The organism is Pseudomonas mendocina (assembly GCA_037482215.1).
GTDB lineage: Bacteria > Pseudomonadota > Gammaproteobacteria > Pseudomonadales > Pseudomonadaceae > Aquipseudomonas > Aquipseudomonas mendocina_E.
Window position 1 is genome coordinate 2,863,808 of sequence record CP148074.1, and the last position, 19,064, is coordinate 2,882,871.

Sequence of the window (19,064 nt, forward strand, 5' to 3'; positions counted from 1 at the left end):
TGACGCCCCGGTCACCCGGGGCGCAGCGGATTACTGGTTGATCCAAGCGTTGAAGCGCTCTTCCAAGTCTTCGCCGTGATCGATCCAGAACTCGGCATTGCTGGCACTGGCGTTTTTCAGGTTCTCCGGTGCAGTCGGCAGTTTCGCGCCAACGCTCGGGTTTACCAGGTCCATTGCTTTCTCGTTAGCGGCCCCGTAAGGGATGCCTTCGATGAAGTTCTTCTGCTGTTCGGGCTCGCTGGCGAAGGCGATAAAGCGCTCGGCGAGCTCTTTGTTCTTACTGCCCTTCACGATGGCCCAGTGGTCAAGGTCGTAGATGCTGCCATTCCACTGCATGGCGAAAGGCATGCCTTCTTCCTGAGCGGTCGTCACTCGGCCGTTGTAGGCCGTCGTCATGATCACGTCGCCGGCCGCCAGCCACTGCAGCGGCTGCGCGCCTGAACTCCACCACTGAATGTTTGGTTTGATCTGGTCCAGCTTGGCGAAGGCACGCTTCACCCCTTCTTCAGTGGCCAGCACTTCGTAGAGCTTGTCGGCTGGCACGCCGTCAGCAAGCAGAGCGAACTCAAGGGTGAACTTGGCACCACGACGCAGGCCGCGCTTACCTGGGAATTTCTCCATATCCCAAAAGTCGGTCCAGCCCTGCGGTGCCGAAGCCAGCTTGTTTGGGTCATAGGTGATCAAGGTCGACCAGATGAAAATACCCACGCCACAGTCGGTGACGGCAGCAGGGATGAAGTCTGCCTTGTTGCCGATACTGTCCCAGTTCAGCGGCTCGAACAGCCCCTCGCTGCAACCACGGATCAGCTCCGGCGATTCAACTTCAACCACGTCCCAACTGGTCTTACCGGTGTCGGCCATGACTTTGATCTTGGCCATTTCACCGTTGTAGTCATCAGCGGTGATCTGCACGCCGTGTTTGGCGCTGAAGGGCTGGTAGAAGGCTTTTTCTTGGACCACGCGATTGTTCCCACCGAATGAAACAATGGTGAGCGCATCCGCCGCGCAAAGCGGTCCTGCGAATGCTCCAAATATGAGTGCAGCTGCGATTTTATTGTTCATGCATCTCTCCAGGTGAGCTAATGGTTGTGGCAGCTTCAAGGGATGGCAGTGTTGCTGTTTTGGCAGCGTGACGCCGAGGGCGTCCGCCCCTGAGGGGGCGAGCGCATTAAATCACACTCAAGATATGATGCATCATATTTTTTTAGGCTATGCTCGCTCCAGCCAAACTAAAGGGATCACACCATGAGCGATCAACCGACCCTACTCCTCACCGGCGCCAGTCGCGGCATTGGTCACGCCACTGTTAAACAGTTCAATGCGGCGGGATGGCGGGTATTCACCGCGTCCAGACAGGACCTCAAAGGTTGCCCCTGGTCCGAAGGACTGGCCAACCACATCCACCTCGACCTCAGTAACATTGAGGACGTGCAGAAACGCCTACCGGAGATTCGCGAGAAGCTCGGTGGCCGCCTGGACGCCCTGGTCAACAACGCAGGCGTCTCCCCCAAAGGCCCTAACGGTGAGCGCCTTGGCGTGCTGGAAAGCGATTACGCCACCTGGCTCAACGTGTTCAACGTCAACCTGTTCTCCACTGCCCTGCTGGCCCAGGGCCTGTTCGATGAACTCAAAGCGGCGAAAGGTTCAGTGATCAACGTCACCTCCATTGCCGGCTCCCGCGTGCACCCTTTTGCCGGCGTTGCCTACGCGTGCTCCAAGGCCGCGCTCGCCGCCCTGACCCGGGAGATGGCCCACGACTTCGGTGCCCATGGCGTACGGGTGAATGCCATCGCACCTGGGGAAATCGACACCTCAATCCTGTCGGCCGGCACCGAGCTGATCGTTGAGCGCTCAATTCCAATGAAGCGTATGGGCTCGCCGGAGGAAGTCGCCACCCTGATCCACTTCCTCTGCACCCAGGGGGCCTCGTACGTAAACGGCGCGGAAATCCACGTCAACGGTGGGCAACATGTCTGAGTTGTCCGATAATCTCGCCCGGCGGGACGTCCCCGCGCCGCACACGAGCAAGCAATGAGTTATCCCATTGAGAACCTGAACCACTCCTACCTGGGCAGCGGCATCTACGGCCTGCTGCGCGAGGCACTGATCACCGGCCGGCTCAAGCCTGACGACCGCTTGCGCATTCGCGATCTGGCCGAACAGCTGGGCACCAGCGTCACCCCGGTGCGCGACGCCATATTGCAGCTGGCAAAGGAACAGGCGCTGGTTCTCAAAACCCCGCGGGACATCCGCGTGCCCATGCTCACCTCCAAGCAGTACCTGGAGATCCGTAGCATCCGCCTTGCCTTGGAAGGATTGGCCGCCGAGACTGCCGCCTCACTCGCCACGCCGCAGCAGTTGGAGCAGCTGGAGCGCTGCATCCGCGACAATCTGGCAGCGATTCAAAACAATGACCTGGCAGCGGCGCTGGCCTGCAATCACCAGTTCCACTACGCCCTGGCCGAGATCGCCGACATGCCGGTACTCACCGGTCTGCTCGATGGCCTGTGGATGCGCACCGGCCCGCTGATCGCCCGCGCCTACGCCAGCTTCAACGAACGCATGGCCATCGACCACCACTGGGATGTACTCGCCGCAATGAAGAAAAAAGACGGCCCCGCCGCCCGCGAAGCCATCTGCGCCGACATCCTCGACGGCAGCCAGGAAATGCTGGAATACGTGCAGCAGGAGCATGATTGAGGCGAAGCAATGGATGGCTATTCCTCTCCCATACACTTTGGCCATCAAGCAACTCATGCTGAGAGGAATCGGTGGACTAACGGCGGCTGAGCGACCTGCCTATCCTACGAATGAGCACTGATAGTGTTTACCCAAGGGAATGCGATCAATTTCATTCCCACAAATGAAAAAGGCTCCAGAAGCGTTAACCTCTGGAGCCTTTCAATATGGCGGGAAGATAGGGATTTGAACCCTAGGTACTGTTGCCAATACAACGGATTTCGAATCCGTCCCGTTCGACCACTCCGGCATCTTCCCGAACGGCGCGCATCATACCAGCTTAGGCGGTTTTGTCGAAGCCTGAATGCAAAAAATTTGCGTACATTCAGATGCTTGCAGGGTTATGCAGACGCAGTGTTCTTTTAATGAACGGACACCTAAGCACAAAAAAGGGCCTGAAAAGGCCCTCTCTTGCTTTCGGCTACCCGACTTAGCTGGTCAGGCGAGTCAGTGCTTCGCGGTATTTGTCGGCAGTCTTCTGGGCGACGTCAGCCGGTACAGCTGGAGCTGGTGGCTCTTTGTTCCAGCCAGTAGATTCCAGCCAGTCGCGCACGAACTGCTTGTCGAAGCTCGGTGGATTTTTGCCTTCGACGTAGCTGTCTGCCGGCCAGAAACGGCTGGAGTCAGGGGTCAGCACTTCGTCCATTAGGGTCAGAGTGCCGTCTTCGTCCAGACCGAATTCGAACTTGGTGTCGGCGATGATGATGCCACGGGTAGCTGCGTACTCGACCGCTGCGGTGTACAGCGCAATGGAGGTGTCGCGGACCTTGGCAGCCAGCTCAGCACCGATAATGGCTTCGCAGCGCTCGAAGGAGATGTTCTCGTCGTGGTCACCCACCGCCGCCTTGGTGGAAGGCGTAAAGATCGGCTGTGGCAGTTTGGAGGCTTCTTTGAGGCCTTCCGGAAGTTGGATACCGCAAACGGTGCCGTTCTTTTGGTATTCCTTCCAGCCGGAGCCAACGATGTAACCACGCACAATGGCTTCTACAGCGACTGGCTTAAGGCGTTTGGCGACAACAGAACGCCCTTCAACCAGCGGCAGTTCAGCAGCCGGAACGATGTCTTCGACTTTGTCGCCAGTGAAGTGGTTGGGCACGATGTGGGAAAGCTTGTCGAACCAGAAGTTGGAAATGGCCGTCAGGATCTTGCCCTTCTCCGGGATCGGTTCGTTGAGGATCACGTCGAATGCCGACAGGCGATCGGTTGCGACCATCAACATGCGTTTGTCGTCGATCTCGTAGAGGTCGCGGACTTTGCCCGAATAGATTTTCTTCAGGCTCAGGGTGGTGGCTGTGCTCATGTCGGAATTACCGTCTCTAGTAAACAAAACAGGCGAAACCCACGGGGTTTCGCCTATTGGTCTTGCGTTCAGCTCAGCAGTTGCTGTTAGCCAAGGTTGTTCTGGATAAGGTCCAGAACACGGCGGGCAACATCTGCCGGAGCGACTGTGTTGATGTCTTTTTCAACCGAGACCTGCACGCTGTCGCCAGCTGGCGTCAAGCGTACTTGGAAGCGTTCGGCACGTGCCTCCTGTTCTTCCTTGCTCGGTTCGCTGCCAAACAGTTTGCCGAAGAATCCCGGCTCCTCTTTAGCTTTACTGGCGGACTCTGCCAGGTTGATGTAGTAAACGCCCAGGCTACGGTTCATGTCGTCGATGCGAACGTCCGCCATTTCCAGCGAACGACCAACACCCGACCATGCACGGTCAAAGTCCGAGCTCAGGCTTAGAACCGGGTTACCGTTGCCATCCTCAGACAGGGATACTCGGTTGGGTGCGTCAAAATCGCGAGCCGCCAACAAGGACACAGAACCGCCCTGCTCCGCACTGCGGGCCAGGCTTACCAGCATTTCGTCCAGCAAAGCGGAATCCAGGCTTGGATTACTGCTACGGGTGGTGAAGGCTACATCAGCAGTGCTGCCAGCTGGTCGCTCAGCGCTAACGACGAAAATCTCGCTCGTATTGCGTTGCACGCCCGGCTCGATACGCACCCGAACGCGGGTTTCAGCATCTGGAGAAACATCACTAACACGGCTGCTCAGGCGACGCGCCATTGAGCCTGACAAGGCATCGAAACGCTCCCAAGTGGTGACAAACTCACCTGTCTGCGGGCGTTCTTCGGCGATACGGAAGCCATTATCAGTGAAAAACTGTACAGCAACCGGCCAGACTTCGGCGGGTACGCGCTGTGCCACGACCCAGCGCGAGTCACCACTCTTCTGCAAACTGAATTCGCTGGCTTGTCCGGTAGAGGACAGCGGCTGAGGACGAGGCACATCAAACTCACCTGTCTCAGTTGCCGTGGCAATCTGCTCAGGCACAGGCAGCAGCGGGTCAAGGCGCTTGGCCTCTACGTTTGCCGGAAGCTGCATGGGGGCAGTCTGGCGGGCTTCGCGGTAGTCACTGCCACGATCGCGGAAGTAGCCGTTTTCGCCGTAAATCCAACCGCAGCCACTGGTGCTGGCAATGATCAAAGCAAGCGCTGAGAGTCCGGTGAGTCGCTTCATGCGTAGTTGTTCCTCAATTATGCCAATACGCCGGACTGGCGCAGAGCCTGCCGCAGCGGTTCGTGACAACGCGGGCTGAGCCAGGTCAGCGGCAAACGGATACCGTCGGAGATCAAGCCCATTTCGTGCATGGCCCACTTGACCGGGATCGGGTTGGCTTCAGTGAAGAGCGCCTTGTGCAGCGGCATCAGACGATCATTCATGGCACGGGCGATGGCAGCCTCGCCACGCATGGCTGCAGCACACATATCAGCCATCGCACGCGGAACGACGTTGGCCGTCACGGAGATATTACCTTTACCGCCCAGCAGCATCAGCTCAACAGCCGTTGGGTCATCACCGGAGTACAAAAGGAAGTCACTGCTAACGCGGTCGAGGATTTCCTGAGCACGCCGCAGGTCGCCAGTGGCTTCTTTAATGCCGATGATGTTGTCGATCTTCGACAGACGCTCAACGGTCTCAGGAAGCATGTCGCACACCGTACGGCCCGGTACGTTGTAAAGAATCTGAGGAATGGCTACCGACTCGGCAATATGACGGAAGTGCAGATAAAGACCTTCCTGAGTCGGCTTGTTGTAATACGGAGTCACCAGCAGGCAGGCATCGGCCCCTACCTCTTTGGCTGCACGAGTCAGTTCAACTGACTCACGCGTGGAGTTACCACCCGTACCTGCAATAACCGGAATGCGACCGGCCACTTGATCTACAACGCGACGGATGACTTCAACGTGCTCGGCAACATCAAGTGTTGCGGACTCACCAGTAGTACCGACCGCGACAATGGCATTGGTGCCTTCTTGCAGATGGAAATCCACCAGTTTGCTCAGAGCAGCCCAGTCGAGCTCCCCTTGTGCATCCATGGGTGTAACCAGCGCCACCATACTACCCGCAATCATGCAACCGCTCCTGCCGAAAAAAGAGAGCCGTAATGGTACTGGTGCCATGTGCCTTGCACAAGCAGACTAGGGTGGCGCGTATGTAATCTTTGATGTTATGGGAACATCACCCGTTCAGTCTCCAGAGCATTCCCCTATGCAGAGGTTTTCGCTACCCTTTCGCCTTTGCCCGCTGCTTTTTACAGAAGCCGGCTGTTTATCGGTTTAGGAAGGCTGAATGTCCACCCCTCAAGTTCGCGAACAATTTCTGCTTATTAGTGCCATGGGCGCCAATGCCATGGAGCTGACCAACGTGCTGTGCCGGGCCAGCAATGAGAATCGTTGCGCCGTGATCAGCACACGTCTGAGCCGCCACGGTGAATACAGCGCGCTGGTTCTGCAGATTTCTGGCAGCTGGGACGCCTTGGCCAGGCTGGAGTCGGGCTTGCCAGCGCTGGCGAAAAAGCACGAGTTTTCCATCAACGTGGTACGCAGCTCGGCGTCAGAAAGCCGCCCGCAGGCACTGCCATACGTGGCTTATGTCAGCGCAGCCTACCGCCCCGACATTCTCAATGAGCTTTGCCAGTTCTTCCTCGACCACCGCGTTGAGCTGGAAAACCTCACCTGTGACACCTACACCGCGCCCCAGACAGGCGGCACCATGCTTAATGCAACGCTGACTGTGACGCTGCCCGCGGGAACACAGATCAGTTGGCTGCGTGATCAGTTCCTCGACTTTGCTGATGCACTGAACCTGGATGCCCTGATCGAACCTTGGCGCCCGCAAACCCCTTAAGGAAGACTTATGACCGTTGCACTCAATGCCCCAGTGGCCGATTTCACCGCTCAAGCAACCAGCGGCCAGCAGGTCCAACTGTCGGCCCTGAAAGGCAAGCAGGTAGTGATTTATTTCTACCCAAAGGACGCCACGCCCGGTTGCACCACTGAAGGCCAAGGCTTCCGTGACCTACATGGCGATTTCGAGGCTGCCAACACTGTTATTTTCGGCGTCTCAATGGACGACCTTAAAAAGCACGAGAGCTTCAAGTGCAAACAAGAATTCCCGTTCGAGCTGATCAGCGACCCTGAGCATGCACTGTGCGATCAGTTCGGCGTGTATCAGCTGAAGAAGAATTACGGCAAAGAGTACATGGGCATCGTCCGTAGTACTTTCCTGATCGACGCTGAGGGCGTGTTGCGTCAGGAATGGCGCAATGTGCGGGTGGCAGGCCACGTTGAGGCTGTTTTGAACGCGGCACAAGCGCTGCATAACGCCTGAATGCTTGTGGGCCGGTCAGTCGATCGGCCCTCAGCCCTTGCGTAACCAATATTTGTAAATTTCCCCCTCAACCTCTTCACGCAGCAGCTGATGCCCCGCCATCGAGGCAAAAGCGCGAAAGTCACGCTGCGACCCAGAATCCGTAGCGTACACACGCAGCACAGCGCCTCCAGCCAGACGATTTAACTCCAGCTTGGCTTTTAATAGCGGTAACGGACAACTCAAACCGCACGTATCCAGATGAATATCGTACGTATCAGCGTCCCATTTTTTATCAGTCATTGAAGATCTCCAGAATGCAGCTAGGATACCTAAGCCTGTCTAACTCTGGCCAGCAGAGCCCTGACAGGGCTACAGTTAGTTCCTTTGTTCTGCGACGAGCTTCGTGCATGAATTTTTTCCGCCCCACCCTGCTCGCACTGAGTTGCCTGATTGCGTTACCCGCCATCGGCAATGATCTTCCCTCCCTTGGCGATGCTAGTTCAGCCATTGTTTCCCATCAGCAGGAATACCAGCTGGGAAGAGCCTGGTTGAGCTTGGTACGGGGACAAGTGAGTCAGCTAGACGATCCTCAACTGAAGGACTTTGTGGAAAGCAGCGTTTATCGCCTGAGCGAAACCAGCCAGCTGCAGGACCGTCGCCTGGAGTTTGTCCTGCTGAATAGCCCGCAAATCAACGCCTTTGCTGCACCTGGTGGGATTGTCGGGGTTAACGGCGGCCTCTTTCTTTACGCCCAAACTGAAGCCGAATACGCCTCGGTAATGGCCCACGAACTGGCTCACCTGTCGCAACGCCACTTTGCCCGCGGCCTTGAAGCCCAGCAGCGCATGCAGATTCCAGTCATGGCCGGCATGCTCGCGGGCATCATCGCTGCGGCAGCAGGCGCAGGCGATGCTGGTATCGCGGCTATTGCTTCTACCCAGGCCGCAGCCATACAGGAACAACGCCGTTTCTCAAGACAGAACGAGCAAGAAGCTGACCGCATCGGCCTAGTTAATCTGGAAAAAGCAGGCTTTGACCCTAAAGCCATGCCCAGCATGTTCGAACGCCTGATGCGTCAGTATCGCTATGACCGCATGCCACCTGAGTTCTTACTGACTCACCCGGTCTCCGAGTCGCGGATTGCCGACACCCGCAACCGTGCAGAGCAATATAAAGGTGAAGGCATCACAGACAGCCTGCGCTACCAACTGATGCGGGCCCGGGTGCAACTGACCTACGAAGAAACCCCCGGCGTAGCGATCAAGCGTTTCCGCAGCATGCTTGACGAAAACCCAGGTATTGATGCTGCACGCTACGGCCTGGCAATCGCTCAAATTAAAGGTGGCCAACATCGACAGGCGCAAGAAACCCTACAGCCACTGCTCAAGAAAGCCCCTAATGACATCAGCTATAACTTGGCTATGGTTGATATCGAGATGGCCAGTAACAACCTCGGGGCCGCCAGCTCAAGGCTGGAACGCCTGCTTGTTTTGTTCCCCAGCAACTACCCTCTCAACCAAGCCAAGATTAACCTACTGATCAAACAAGGGCGCATTCAAGACGCTGAGCGTGAACTTGACGCATTGCTCAAACGTCGCAGTAAAGACCCAGACATCTGGTACCAAATGGCTGAGGTTCGTGGCCTCAAAGGCGACACAATCGGCTTGCATCAAGCTCGCGCTGAGTTCTTTGCATTAGTCGGTGACTATGATCAAGCACTTGAGCAGCTGGGCTTTGCCAAACGGCGCGCCAGCAATAACTTCCAGCAGGCCTCACGCATAGACGCACGCGAAAGAGAGCTGATCGAAGAGAAGCGCATGATTGAGCAGATGATGCGCTGATAAAAAAATCCCCGCCTGTGAGCGGGGATTTTAATTTCGATATCAATCAGGCGTTGCCCGTTACCTTCATACGTGCAGCCTGGGTGAAATCCAGCATGCGTTTGAGCGGCTTGATCGCCTTAGGAATCAGCGCCGGATCAACAAAAATTTCGTTGCTACCTTCACGCAGACTGCTGAGCGTGCGCTCCAGCGTGTTCATGGCCATCCACGGGCAGTGGGCACAGCTACGGCAAGCCGCCCCATTACCAGCAGTCGGTGCTTCAACGAATGTTTTATCCGGACACAACTGCTGCATCTTGTAGAAGATGCCGCGATCAGTGGCCACGATGAAGGTTTTGTTAGGCATACGCTGAGCAGCAGCAATCAACTGGCTGGTAGAGCCAACCGCATCAGCCAGTTCGATAACCGATTCCGGGGACTCCGGATGCACCAGAATCGCAGCGTCAGGGTACAGGGCCTTCATATCGGCCAGTTGCTTGGATTTGAACTCTTCGTGAACGATGCAAGCACCGTCCCAAAGCAGCATGTCTGCGCCTGTTTTGTTGTTGATGTATCGACCTAAGTGCTGATCCGGCGCCCAAATGATGCTTTCACCGTTGTCGATCAGATGCTCAACGATTTCAACGGCACAACTGGAGGTCACGACCCAATCCGCACGAGCTTTCACCGCCGCAGATGTGTTGGCATACACCACCACGGTACGTTCTGGGTGCTGATCACAAAAAGCCGAGAATTCATCAACCGGACAACCGAGATCCAGCGAGCAGGTCGACTCAAGGGTTGGCATTAGCACGCGCTTTTCAGGGTTGAGGATCTTGGCCGTCTCCCCCATAAACTTAACGCCAGCCACCACAACCGTTTGCGCCGGGTGCGTGGTGCCAAAGCGAGCCATCTCCAGCGAGTCCGCAACACAGCCACCGGTTTCTTCAGCCAATGCCTGCAAAACAGGATCACAGTAATAGTGGGCAACAAGTACCGCGTTCTGCTTCTTCAGCTCGGCGGCAATCTCGGCTCGATAAAAAGCCTCTTCTTCAGCAGTCAGCGGCTTAGGTTGCTTGGCGTCAAGGTGAGCTTGAACCAGCAGGCGTTCGGAAATCTGAGTCATCTCATCAGGCCCTGTAGAGGTCTTATCAGGCGAAACATCAGTATACCCGTCAACAGCTATGCGCAGTGGCCGACAAGCAGAAAGCCCTGCACGATGATCGGGCAAAAACAGCAGGTAAAAAAAAACCTGAAAATTCCGTAATTAGAACTTTCAGGTTTCTTGACCTTCATAAGAAGGAAAATATGGTGGGTCGTGTAGGACTCGAACCTACGACCAATTGGTTAAAAGCCAACTGCTCTACCAACTGAGCTAACGACCCTTGGCGTGGCGCGTATAATACTGATTTAATTAGTAAATTCAACACTTAATTAATTTTTTTTCACGCATAAAGGGTGGGATCTTTCACACCAGCATTGGCGAAACCGGCCGCACGCAGACGACAACTGTCACACTTACCGCAAGCCCGCCCTTCTTCGTCGGCTTGATAGCAGGAAACAGTTAGGCTGTAATCGACACCATGCTTAATGCCAGCCTGCACAATCTCAGCCTTGCTCATATTCTGTAGCGGTGCCTGAATTCTAAAGCCGTTACCCTCAACACCCGCCTTGGTTGCAAGGTTAGCCATACGCTCGAATGCTTCTACAAACTCCGGGCGACAATCCGGATACCCGGAGTAGTCCACGGCATTCACACCAATGAAGATATCTCGTGCCTCAAGCACTTCGGCCCAGCCCAGCGCCAAAGACAAAAATACGGTATTGCGCGCCGGTACATACGTAACCGGAATCCCTTCGGTCGGGCTTTCAGGCACGTCAATGGAACTGTCAGTCAGCGCCGAACCGCCCATGCCATTCAGGTTAAGACCAATAACCTTATGCTCAACAACGCCCATCTGCCGGGCTACACGCTCAGCAGCGAGCAGCTCTGACCGGTGTCGCTGACCATAGTCGAAGCTCATGGTGTAGCAGCTAAAGCCCTCCGCTTTAGCCAGCGCAACAACAGTGGCTGAATCCAGACCACCCGAGAGAAGAATGACTGCTTTTCTAGTACTCATAATCAATGACCCGGCTCGTCGTTCCAGAGGATCTTGTGCAGTTGCAGTTGCAAGCGCACTGGCAAGTTGTCGGCAATAATCCACTCCGCCAATTCCCGTGCATTGACCTGATGATGACTGGGCGACATCAGCACCTCATCAACACGCTCAGCCAACTGATACTGAATCAACTTGCTGACAGCCCAGTCGTAATCTTCACGGGAGCAGATGACAAATTTCACCTGATCATTGGCCGTCAGCAGCGGGATGTTCTCGTAGCGGTTACGCCCAACCTCAGCAGAGCCCGGGGTCTTCAGATCCATAACCTTGCTGACGCGTGGATCAACTGCCGATACATCCATGGCGCCACTGGTTTCGAGCGAGACTTCGTATCCTGCATCACACAGTCGCTTAAGCAGCGGAATACAGTTGGGCTGAGCCAATGGCTCACCACCCGTCACGCAGATGTACCGCGGATTGTAACGGGCAACCTGAGCAAGGATTGCATCCAGCTCCATGATCTCACCACCACTGAATGCGTACGCAGTGTCGCAGTATTGGCAGCGTAAGGGACAGCCGGTCAGGCGAACGAATACCGTGGGCAAACCAGCGGTGCGCGTTTCGCCCTGCAGCGAGTAGAAAATCTCGGTTATTCGCAGGGTATCTTGCATATCAGCCACGGGCGTAACAGCTAAACAGGCTGTCCGCCTCCGTTGCGTTAAAGGGAACTTGCCATTTTAACGAAAAAACCCGCGCTAAGCGCGGGTTTCTCGATTTACGGCATAAATTACTGCAAACGCTGCAGGTCGCGCTGAGCCAGCTGAGCAGCCGAGCTGCCCGGATACTGCGCTACAACCTGTTGCAGAATCCCTTTGGCCTTGTCGGTGTTACCCAAGCGCTGCTCAACATCTGCCAGCTTGAACAGTGAGTCAGGAACCTTTCCATGACTAGGGTAAGCTTGGCTGACACGAGCAAATGCCTGACCTGCACCTTGCAGATCACCTTTAGCTAGGGTCACCTCACCCAGCCAATACTGTGCATTGCCTGCGTATTGACTATTTGGGAATTTACGAAGAAATGCGGTGAATGCCTGGCTGGCTTTTTCAAAATCCTTCGCCTTGATCAAATCAAAAGCGGCATCATAAAAAAGCTTTTCTTTAGCCGGATCACCGGGCTCACTGCTGGCAGCCTGAGCCTGTCCCGCAACGGGGGCAGCATTGGCGTTAATCGCACCAGCAGATGAAGAATCTGTAGTTGTGGCTGCAGCACCTGCTGCCCCACTGCTCAAGCGTTTATCAAGATCCTGATATCGCTCAAGACCTTCCTGTTTCAAACGCTGAATTTCATTTTGCTGCTCTTCCAGCATGCCACGCAACTGAGCAATCTCAGACTGCATTTGTTCAAGCTGAGTGAACAGCATGCCCTGCGCTGAAACAGGAGCCGAAGCCCCTGCTTCAGCGTAGGTGCCGGGCGTGCCGTAACCTGACGGTGGATAGCTGGTATCCGCTGCTGAAACCCCAGACACTGCCACAAGCGGCAGACTGAGAGCCCAAACGGTCAAAGCACGACGGCAAGTACGCATATCGAATTACTTACGCAGTTCGACGCGACGGTTTTGAGCCCAGGAGGCTTCGCCGTTGCCAGTAGCAACCGGACGCTCTTCACCGTAGGAAACCAGCTCCAGTTGAGCCGGGGATACGCCTTGCAGAACGAGGTAGCGCTGAACAGCCTTAGCACGACGCTCACCCAGAGCCATGTTGTACTCACGGGTACCGCGCTCGTCAGTGTGGCCTTCCAGAACTACGCGAGAACCGTTGGCTTGCAGGTCTTTAGCGTGTACATCCAGAGCGCGCATAGCTTCTGGCTTCAGGTCAGAGCTGTCGTACTCGAAGTAGAAAGTAGTGATAGCGCGCAGAGCAGCTTCTTCGCTCAGGCTGCCATCAACAGCGCCAGTGTTGGCACCGTAACCAGCGTTCGGGTCAACAGCACCTTCACCCGCAGCGTCACCGCCCTTGGAAGAACAACCAACAGCAACAGCCAGTGCCAGGCTCAGTGCAGCAAACTTACCGAATTTCAGCATTTCCATGTGTAACTCCTAGAGAACCCCAGTGTGTCAAGCTAAGTTATTTCATTAAATCTACAACGGCCGCGTCAGTTCAGGTAAGGGGACCAAGAAGGCTCTCGAACTTCGCCTTGTGCGGTAGGAAGAGGGAGCCTCACGCGACCATTTGTGGACGCCAATACCAAGACTCCCCGTCCCTGCTGGCGGGTGGCATAGATTACCATGGTGCCGTTGGGTGCAACAGTAGGTGACTCATCCAAACTGGTGTCTGAAAGGATCTTCAAATTGCCGCGCTGCAGGTCCTGCGCTGCCACCTTGAACACGGTGTAACCCTCTTGGCGATGGATCATCACGAGGGTTTTCTCATCAGCTGAAAGTTTCGGGTTGGCATTGTAGTTACCAATAAAGGTAACGCGCTCAGCCGAGCCTCCATTGATATTGGTTTTGTAAATTTGCGGCTTGCCGGAGCGGTCCGAAGTGAAATAGATGGTCTGCCCATCTTTACCCCAGAATGGCTCTGTATCAATGGATGGAGAATTGGTCACACGACGCAATTGCCGAGTTGCCATATCCATTACATAAATTTCAGGGTTGCCGTCGCGCGACAACACAAATGCCAGGCGAGTGCCATCGGGTGACCAGGCCGGTGCACCGTTAAGCCCCTCAAAGTTGGTTACCTGCTCACGGCGCCCTGTATCAATGTGCTGAACGAAGATGCGCGGGCGCTTCTGCTCGAAGGACACATAGGCAATGCGGCGGCCATCGGAAGCAAAAGACGGCGAGAGAATCGGCTCACGGGATTGCAACAGAGTCACCGCACGTGCGCCGTCATAATCGGAGCGTTGCAGGGTATAGCGCGTGTTATTGGTGCCAAAACGCTCAGCAGTGACATACAGCATGCGGGTGGAAAAGGCACCTTTAACGCCAGTCAGCTTCTCGAACGACTGATCCGCAATGTGGTGAGCCATATCACGCAGCTGATCAACACCCCCCGCCACACTGCCGGTCATAACCTGCTGCTGGGTCGTCACGTTGAACAGTGCGTACTGCACCTGCAAGCGCCCGCCATTCGGAACAATGCTGCCGACCATCACATACTGGGCACCAAGCGCCTGCCAGTCACGGTAGATCACCTCAGCGGCCTGAGTTGGCAGACTGATCATGTTTTGACGCGGAATCGGCTCAAACACGCCCGAGTTACGCAGATCGTTGCCAATAATAGTTGCCATGTCCTCTGGCAGAACACTTCCGCCCTGCCAGCCGAATGGTACTACGGCAATAGGAGTGGCACGGTCAGTACCACTGCTGATCACCAACGGATCAGCCGCCTGTACAGTACCGACCAGCATGGCCAGTCCCAACAGAACAATACGCATCAGTGTATTCACAGACCTAAATCCTCCGGTTTGAAGACAGCGCGCCGCTTGCGATAAAGACGATCAAATGTGGCGCGATCCAACTGTTGCATTTCAGCAATGCGTCCAACGTTGCGGACAGCCTGTACTGCTGAGCTGTCGAAGGGACCATCACCACTGGAGCGCGTGACACTGGCATTGGTAATGGTGCCGTCAGGCAACATCTCAATCAGCACCTCTACACTCATTCCATTACGTGCAGAAGGCGGACGGCGCCACTGCTGACTTACCAACATAACAATCAGGTCATCCAGGCTTCCCGCAACTTGGTCCCCAACCGTATCAGCCAAAGCCTGTTGGCGCCCTACATCTTCCGAAAGCAACTCAGCCAAAGCGGCAGCTTTTTTATCTTCTGCGGCTTTACGCTGTGCAGCCTCTGCAGCTGCTTTTTTCTTCGCATCCTCTGCTGCCTTCTTCTTGGCAGCCTCAGCTGCAGCCTTTTTCTTGGCGTCTTCTGCAGCTTTCTTCTTAGCGGCCTCTTCTTCTGCCTTTTTCTTTGCAATGGCAGCTTCAGCTAACTTCTTCTGCTCAGCGGCTTTTTGCTCAGCGGCTTTTTTTGCTGCCTCAGCCTTAGCTGCTTCAGCCTTAGCTTCAGCTGCTTTCTGAGCCTCCGCAGCTTTCTTTTGTTCCACTGCCTTAACAGCTTGTTTCAACTCTTCAGCTTTTTTTTGCTCCAACTGCTCGGTTTCATAGATAGGAGCACTGGTTTTCTTTGCCTCACCGGCAATCTTCTGATTGGTCTGAGTAGTTGCCTGGCTCTGAGACTGCAATTTGTACAGGGTAGCCTGCACAACTGGTTTAGCAGGCGGAAGCTCAGGGGCAAATGCAAAGCTAACGAACAGCATCGCAAAGATGATGACGTGCAGCCCCACTGCCCAGACAACAGGCCAAAACAGACTTTCCGACGGCGACTGTTCGCGCTGATTTTGCATCAGGGTGCCTCAGTAATCAGCCCGACGTTACCCACCGCAGCCTGTTGAAGGCCACCCATGGCCGCCATGATGGTGCCGTAGTCGACGGTTTTGTCGCCACGCACAAACACCTGCACCTGCTTACCAGATGCACGACTCTGGGCAACGATAGCTGTCACAGCGCGAGTCATTTCTTCTAGGGTCAGGGCTTTGTCCTGAACAGTATCAACATCGACCTCAGTGCCCATATTCCAATAGAAGGTCTTGTCAGCCTTGATCGAGATCGTCAGAACCTGAGCATTATTGTCCTGAGGAAGAGCCTCACTGCTGACCTGTGGCAGGTCAACCTTTACGCCCTGATTAAGCATTGGCGCAGTCACCATGAAGATGACCAGCAGTACCAACATCACGTCGATGTAGGGCACCACGTTCATCTCAGCGACCGGCTTGCGTCTGTTGCGAATTCTGGCCATGCCTTAAAACCTTTCGTTAACGAGCCTAAGGCTTATTCATCACTGGTGTGAACTTTGCGGTGCAGAATCGCCTGGAACTCATCAGCGAAGGTGTAATAGCGACCAATCAGCATTTCGCCACGCGCAGAGAAGCGGTTGTAGGCAATTACAGCAGGAATAGCGGCAAACAAACCGATAGCTGTTGCGATCAAGGCCTCAGCGATACCCGGAGCTACAGTTGCCAGTGTTGCCTGCTGAACCTGAGCAAGCCCACGGAAGGAGTTCATAATCCCCCATACAGTACCAAACAGACCGATGTAGGGGCTGGTGGAACCTACAGTTGCCAAGAATGGCAGGCTCTGCTCAAGCTTTTCTTCCTCGCGGGAGATCGCTACACGCATCGCACGAGCCACTGCATCCATTACCGCATCCGGCTCTACGCCCGGCTGTTGACGCAGACGGGAAAACTCTTTGAAGCCTGCGCGAAAGATTTGCTCAAGGCCTGAATCAGGATCTGGGTTGGTACCCACCTGACGATAGAGCTTGGACAGATCAATACCCGACCAGAAACGTTCTTCGAAATTATCCAGCGCACGTTTGGCTGCACGCAGCAAAGCAGTACGCTGAAAGATGAGAACCCAAGAAATGACCGATGCGGCCACCAGAGCCAGCATCACCAGTTGCACGACCAGACTGGCGTTGCTGATCAGACTCCACATCGACATGTGGTCAACGGCATTGGCTTCCACGCTTACTCTCCTGCAGCATTAGATTTACTCGCCCCACCTTGCCCGGCAAATGCTTCATGCATTTGGTTTGGAATGGCGCGAGGTTTTAAATTTTCGGCACGAACACAGGCCACTACAAAGTGCCCTTCACACAGCAATACGTCATCTACTAACCGCTTGACCTGTTGACGAAAACGAAGGCTGGCGCGGTTTAACTCAATCACTTCAGCAGTCACGGATAGCTCGTCGTCAAGCCTAGCTGGAGCTTGGTAACGCGCCTCAGCTGAGTGCACAACGAACAAAAGGCCCTCCTCGGCTAACGTCGATTGGGAATAGCCCAGCTCACGTAAGCACTCGGTACGAGCCCGTTCCATAAATTTGAGGTAATTGACGTAGTAGACGATACCGCCAGCATCTGTGTCCTCATAATAGACACGACAGCGATGGGTGAACGGCTCAACTCCGTTTTGCGCGCGCATACTCTAGTGCCAGCTCCTGCTCTTGCCAATTGTCTGTAGCAAGTATTTTTTCATTCTTCCGACGCAAACAGATCGGCGGTGGGTGTATCCAGTGTTCGTTTGGGGGCATTCAAACCAAAGTGCAGATAAGCGTGACGGGTAACGACACGCCCTCTTGGGGTCCGCATGATATAGCCTTGCTGAATCAGATAGGGCTCCAACACATCTTCAATCGTGTGTCGCTCTTCACTGATAGCAGCTGCCAAATTATCAATCCCAACCGGGCCACCTTCGAATTTCTCAATCATGGTGAGCAGTAAGCGACGATCTTGGTGATCGAAACCACGCTCATCCACATCAAGCAGATTCAGTGCTTTGTCGGCAATAGCCCGGGTAATATCGCCCTGCCCTCTTACTTCAGCGAAATCCCGTACGCGTCGCAGTAAACGGTTAGCAATACGCGGCGTACCACGGGCACGCCGGGCAATTTCAACAGCCCCTTGCGGATCAATCTGCAGCCCTGTAATGGCTGCGGAGCGACTCACAATCGTGGCCAGATCTTCGGTATTGTAAAACTCCAGCCGCTGAACAATACCGAAGCGGTCGCGCAGAGGATTGGTCAGCATTCCTGCTCGGGTCGTAGCCCCAACTAATGTAAAGGGCGGCAGATCAAGCTTGATCGAACGAGCAGCAGGTCCTTCGCCAATCATGATATCGAGCTGAAAGTCCTCCATCGCTGGATACAGGACTTCCTCGACAATAGGCGACAGGCGATGAATCTCATCGATAAACAGCACATCGCCTGGCTCAAGATTGGTCAGCAGCGCAGCCAAATCCCCTGGACGCTCCAATACAGGCCCGGAGGTGCTTTTAATGGAAACATTCATTTCCTGAGCAATGATATTCGCTAGGGTTGTTTTACCGAGGCCAGGCGGCCCGAATATCAACGTATGATCCAGCGCTTCGGCCCGTCCACGTGCAGCCTGGATGAACAGCTCCATCTGCTCACGCACAATCGGCTGACCGATATATTCAGCGAGTTTTAGTGGGCGAATGGCCCGATCAACCTGCTCGTCGCGCTCACGTGCGGTTGCTGTAATCAAACGATCTGCTTCTAGCACTACACCATTCCCTTCAGGGCTCGACGAATCATATCCTCACTACTCAAACCATCTTCCTTGACTGCTGAGACGGCACGACTTGCCTCTTGGGGTTTGTAGCCCAACGAAATAAGTGCACTGACCGCATCCGACTCTGCACTTGATGCAGGCGCCCCCGCACGAGCTTCTACCACTAGGCCTGACATAACCGGGACAGTCTCCCATGCCTTGAAGCGATCCTTCAGCTCCACCAGTAAACGTTCCGCGGTTTTTTTGCCGACCCCAGGAATCTTAACCAGCACAGACGTGTCCTGTGCTTGTACACAACGCACCAACTCATCGACCTCAAGGCCTGACATAAGTGCCAATGCCAATTTCGGCCCAACGCCATTGAGGCGGATCAGCTCACGAAATAGTTCGCGCTCGCGCTTTTCGGCAAACCCATAGAGAAGATGAGCATCTTCACGCACCACCAGATGCGTGTGCAGTGTCACAGGCTCCCCTACCGAGGGCAGACGGTACAACGTGGTCATGGGGACTTCCACCTCATAACCCAAACCATTTATGTCAACAATTATATGGGGCGGCTGCTTTTCAGCCAGAGTACCGCGCAAACGTCCGATCACCGCTGTGTTCCCG

At 55.1% G+C, this 19,064-nt stretch carries 22 protein-coding genes and 2 tRNA genes; 5 read left to right on the top strand and 19 right to left on the bottom strand.

All coding sequences use genetic code 11. The annotated features are described in order from the left end of the window. Window positions 1–30: 30 nt before the first annotated feature. The gene (locus WG219_13260) at window positions 31–1,062 is read right to left on the bottom strand and encodes an ABC transporter substrate-binding protein (GenBank protein ID WXL24297.1); all 1,032 of its coding nucleotides are present in this window, start codon (window positions 1,060–1,062) and stop codon (window positions 31–33) included. Between the two features lie 183 nt (window positions 1,063–1,245). Here WG219_13260 and WG219_13265 point away from each other — a divergent pair, with 183 nt between their 5' ends. Together WG219_13265 and WG219_13270 are read left to right on the top strand one after the other, a co-directional pair. Continuing rightward, the gene (locus tag WG219_13265) at window positions 1,246–1,977 is read left to right on the top strand and encodes an SDR family oxidoreductase (GenBank protein ID WXL24298.1); all 732 of its coding nucleotides are present in this window, start codon (window positions 1,246–1,248) and stop codon (window positions 1,975–1,977) included. 54 nt (window positions 1,978–2,031) lie between these two features. Beyond that, the gene (locus WG219_13270) at window positions 2,032–2,700 is read left to right on the top strand and encodes a GntR family transcriptional regulator (GenBank protein ID WXL24299.1); all 669 of its coding nucleotides are present in this window, start codon (window positions 2,032–2,034) and stop codon (window positions 2,698–2,700) included. A gap of 207 nt (window positions 2,701–2,907) precedes the next feature. On the opposite strand, the gene WG219_13275 is transcribed toward WG219_13270, so the two are convergent. From WG219_13275 to dapA, 4 genes are all read right to left on the bottom strand, one after another. After that, a tRNA-Ser gene (locus tag WG219_13275) sits at window positions 2,908–2,997 on the bottom strand. Between the two features lie 172 nt (window positions 2,998–3,169). Further along, window positions 3,170–4,039, bottom strand: coding sequence for a phosphoribosylaminoimidazolesuccinocarboxamide synthase (locus tag WG219_13280; GenBank protein ID WXL24300.1), 870 nt, complete (start codon window positions 4,037–4,039; stop codon window positions 3,170–3,172). 86 nt (window positions 4,040–4,125) lie between these two features. Next, window positions 4,126–5,244, bottom strand: a complete 1,119-nt coding sequence (gene bamC, locus WG219_13285) for an outer membrane protein assembly factor BamC (GenBank protein WXL24301.1) — start codon at window positions 5,242–5,244, stop codon at window positions 4,126–4,128. A 17-nt stretch (window positions 5,245–5,261) separates the two neighbouring features. Next, complete coding sequence (gene dapA, locus WG219_13290; protein ID WXL24302.1) at window positions 5,262–6,140, bottom strand: 4-hydroxy-tetrahydrodipicolinate synthase; 879 nt, start codon at window positions 6,138–6,140, stop codon at window positions 5,262–5,264. Between the two features lie 217 nt (window positions 6,141–6,357). Between dapA and WG219_13295 the strand changes: the two genes are divergently transcribed. Beyond that, on the top strand, window positions 6,358–6,915 hold the full coding sequence (locus WG219_13295; GenBank protein WXL24303.1) for a glycine cleavage system protein R: 558 nt from the start codon (window positions 6,358–6,360) through the stop codon (window positions 6,913–6,915). 9 nt (window positions 6,916–6,924) lie between these two features. Continuing rightward, entirely contained in the window at window positions 6,925–7,398 is a 474-nt protein-coding gene (locus WG219_13300) for a peroxiredoxin (protein WXL24304.1), read from the top strand. A 30-nt stretch (window positions 7,399–7,428) separates the two neighbouring features. Here the strand turns inward: WG219_13300 and WG219_13305 are convergent, their stop codons facing one another. Continuing rightward, window positions 7,429–7,680: a sulfurtransferase TusA family protein gene (locus WG219_13305; protein ID WXL24305.1), complete on the bottom strand. Its 252-nt coding sequence runs from the start codon at window positions 7,678–7,680 to the stop codon at window positions 7,429–7,431. 107 nt (window positions 7,681–7,787) lie between these two features. On the opposite strand from WG219_13305, the gene WG219_13310 reads away from it, so the two are divergent. Continuing rightward, window positions 7,788–9,221 carry a M48 family metalloprotease gene (locus WG219_13310; GenBank protein ID WXL24306.1) on the top strand — a complete coding sequence of 478 codons (1,434 nt, stop codon included), beginning with the start codon at window positions 7,788–7,790 and terminating at the stop codon, window positions 9,219–9,221. Window positions 9,222–9,267: 46 nt separating this feature from the next. On the opposite strand, the gene nadA is transcribed toward WG219_13310, so the two are convergent. The 13 genes from nadA to ruvA form a co-directional block, all read right to left on the bottom strand. Next, entirely contained in the window at window positions 9,268–10,326 is a 1,059-nt protein-coding gene (gene nadA, locus WG219_13315; protein WXL24307.1) for a quinolinate synthase NadA, read from the bottom strand. A 183-nt stretch (window positions 10,327–10,509) separates the two neighbouring features. Further along, window positions 10,510–10,585: transfer RNA gene (locus WG219_13320), tRNA-Lys, on the bottom strand. A 60-nt stretch (window positions 10,586–10,645) separates the two neighbouring features. Further along, window positions 10,646–11,320, bottom strand: a complete 675-nt coding sequence (gene queC / locus WG219_13325; protein ID WXL24308.1) for a 7-cyano-7-deazaguanine synthase QueC — start codon at window positions 11,318–11,320, stop codon at window positions 10,646–10,648. Between the two features lie 2 nt (window positions 11,321–11,322). Beyond that, entirely contained in the window at window positions 11,323–11,970 is a 648-nt protein-coding gene (gene queE / locus WG219_13330; protein WXL24309.1) for a 7-carboxy-7-deazaguanine synthase QueE, read from the bottom strand. Between the two features lie 116 nt (window positions 11,971–12,086). Then, window positions 12,087–12,881, bottom strand: coding sequence for a tol-pal system protein YbgF (gene ybgF, locus WG219_13335; GenBank protein WXL24310.1), 795 nt, complete (start codon window positions 12,879–12,881; stop codon window positions 12,087–12,089). Window positions 12,882–12,887: 6 nt separating this feature from the next. Continuing rightward, complete coding sequence (gene pal / locus WG219_13340) at window positions 12,888–13,385, bottom strand: peptidoglycan-associated lipoprotein Pal (protein WXL24311.1); 498 nt, start codon at window positions 13,383–13,385, stop codon at window positions 12,888–12,890. Between the two features lie 65 nt (window positions 13,386–13,450). Next, window positions 13,451–14,749 (bottom strand): Tol-Pal system beta propeller repeat protein TolB, encoded by a 1,299-nt coding sequence (gene tolB / locus WG219_13345; protein ID WXL24312.1) that lies wholly within the window; start codon window positions 14,747–14,749, stop codon window positions 13,451–13,453. Then, entirely contained in the window at window positions 14,746–15,708 is a 963-nt protein-coding gene (tolA, locus tag WG219_13350; GenBank protein WXL24313.1) for a cell envelope integrity protein TolA, read from the bottom strand. The genes tolB and tolA overlap by 4 nt, the downstream gene beginning before the upstream one ends. Beyond that, complete coding sequence (gene tolR / locus WG219_13355; GenBank protein WXL24314.1) at window positions 15,708–16,160, bottom strand: protein TolR; 453 nt, start codon at window positions 16,158–16,160, stop codon at window positions 15,708–15,710. The genes tolA and tolR overlap by 1 nt, the downstream gene beginning before the upstream one ends. 32 nt (window positions 16,161–16,192) lie before the next feature. Next, window positions 16,193–16,888 (bottom strand): protein TolQ, encoded by a 696-nt coding sequence (gene tolQ, locus WG219_13360; GenBank protein WXL24315.1) that lies wholly within the window; start codon window positions 16,886–16,888, stop codon window positions 16,193–16,195. A 2-nt stretch (window positions 16,889–16,890) separates the two neighbouring features. Continuing rightward, on the bottom strand, window positions 16,891–17,346 hold the full coding sequence (gene ybgC, locus WG219_13365) for a tol-pal system-associated acyl-CoA thioesterase (protein ID WXL24316.1): 456 nt from the start codon (window positions 17,344–17,346) through the stop codon (window positions 16,891–16,893). Between the two features lie 50 nt (window positions 17,347–17,396). Next, window positions 17,397–18,446 (bottom strand): Holliday junction branch migration DNA helicase RuvB, encoded by a 1,050-nt coding sequence (gene ruvB, locus WG219_13370; protein WXL24317.1) that lies wholly within the window; start codon window positions 18,444–18,446, stop codon window positions 17,397–17,399. Beyond that, window positions 18,446–19,051, bottom strand: coding sequence for a Holliday junction branch migration protein RuvA (gene ruvA / locus WG219_13375; protein ID WXL24318.1), 606 nt, complete (start codon window positions 19,049–19,051; stop codon window positions 18,446–18,448). The genes ruvB and ruvA overlap by 1 nt, the downstream gene beginning before the upstream one ends. Window positions 19,052–19,064: the final 13 nt, after the last annotated feature.

Bases quoted from the DNA above. Each gene is read 5' to 3' on its own strand.
- WG219_13300 (WXL24304.1), top strand. From the start codon at position 6,925: ATGACCGTTGCACTCAATGCCCCAGTGGCCGATTTCACCGCTCAAGCA.
- pal (WXL24311.1), bottom strand. From the start codon at position 13,385: ATGGAAATGCTGAAATTCGGTAAGTTTGCTGCACTGAGCCTGGCACTG.
- tolR (WXL24314.1), bottom strand. From the start codon at position 16,160: ATGGCCAGAATTCGCAACAGACGCAAGCCGGTCGCTGAGATGAACGTG.
- tolA (WXL24313.1), bottom strand. From the start codon at position 15,708: ATGCAAAATCAGCGCGAACAGTCGCCGTCGGAAAGTCTGTTTTGGCCT.
- WG219_13305 (WXL24305.1), bottom strand. From the start codon at position 7,680: ATGACTGATAAAAAATGGGACGCTGATACGTACGATATTCATCTGGAT.
- dapA (WXL24302.1), bottom strand. From the start codon at position 6,140: ATGATTGCGGGTAGTATGGTGGCGCTGGTTACACCCATGGATGCACAA.
- WG219_13260 (WXL24297.1), bottom strand. From the start codon at position 1,062: ATGAACAATAAAATCGCAGCTGCACTCATATTTGGAGCATTCGCAGGA.
- WG219_13295 (WXL24303.1), top strand. From the start codon at position 6,358: ATGTCCACCCCTCAAGTTCGCGAACAATTTCTGCTTATTAGTGCCATG.
- WG219_13310 (WXL24306.1), top strand. From the start codon at position 7,788: ATGAATTTTTTCCGCCCCACCCTGCTCGCACTGAGTTGCCTGATTGCG.
- WG219_13265 (WXL24298.1), top strand. From the start codon at position 1,246: ATGAGCGATCAACCGACCCTACTCCTCACCGGCGCCAGTCGCGGCATT.
- WG219_13270 (WXL24299.1), top strand. From the start codon at position 2,032: ATGAGTTATCCCATTGAGAACCTGAACCACTCCTACCTGGGCAGCGGC.
- queE (WXL24309.1), bottom strand. From the start codon at position 11,970: ATGCAAGATACCCTGCGAATAACCGAGATTTTCTACTCGCTGCAGGGC.
- ybgC (WXL24316.1), bottom strand. From the start codon at position 17,346: ATGCGCGCGCAAAACGGAGTTGAGCCGTTCACCCATCGCTGTCGTGTC.
- WG219_13280 (WXL24300.1), bottom strand. From the start codon at position 4,039: ATGAGCACAGCCACCACCCTGAGCCTGAAGAAAATCTATTCGGGCAAA.
- ybgF (WXL24310.1), bottom strand. From the start codon at position 12,881: ATGCGTACTTGCCGTCGTGCTTTGACCGTTTGGGCTCTCAGTCTGCCG.
- nadA (WXL24307.1), bottom strand. From the start codon at position 10,326: ATGACTCAGATTTCCGAACGCCTGCTGGTTCAAGCTCACCTTGACGCC.
- queC (WXL24308.1), bottom strand. From the start codon at position 11,320: ATGAGTACTAGAAAAGCAGTCATTCTTCTCTCGGGTGGTCTGGATTCA.
- bamC (WXL24301.1), bottom strand. From the start codon at position 5,244: ATGAAGCGACTCACCGGACTCTCAGCGCTTGCTTTGATCATTGCCAGC.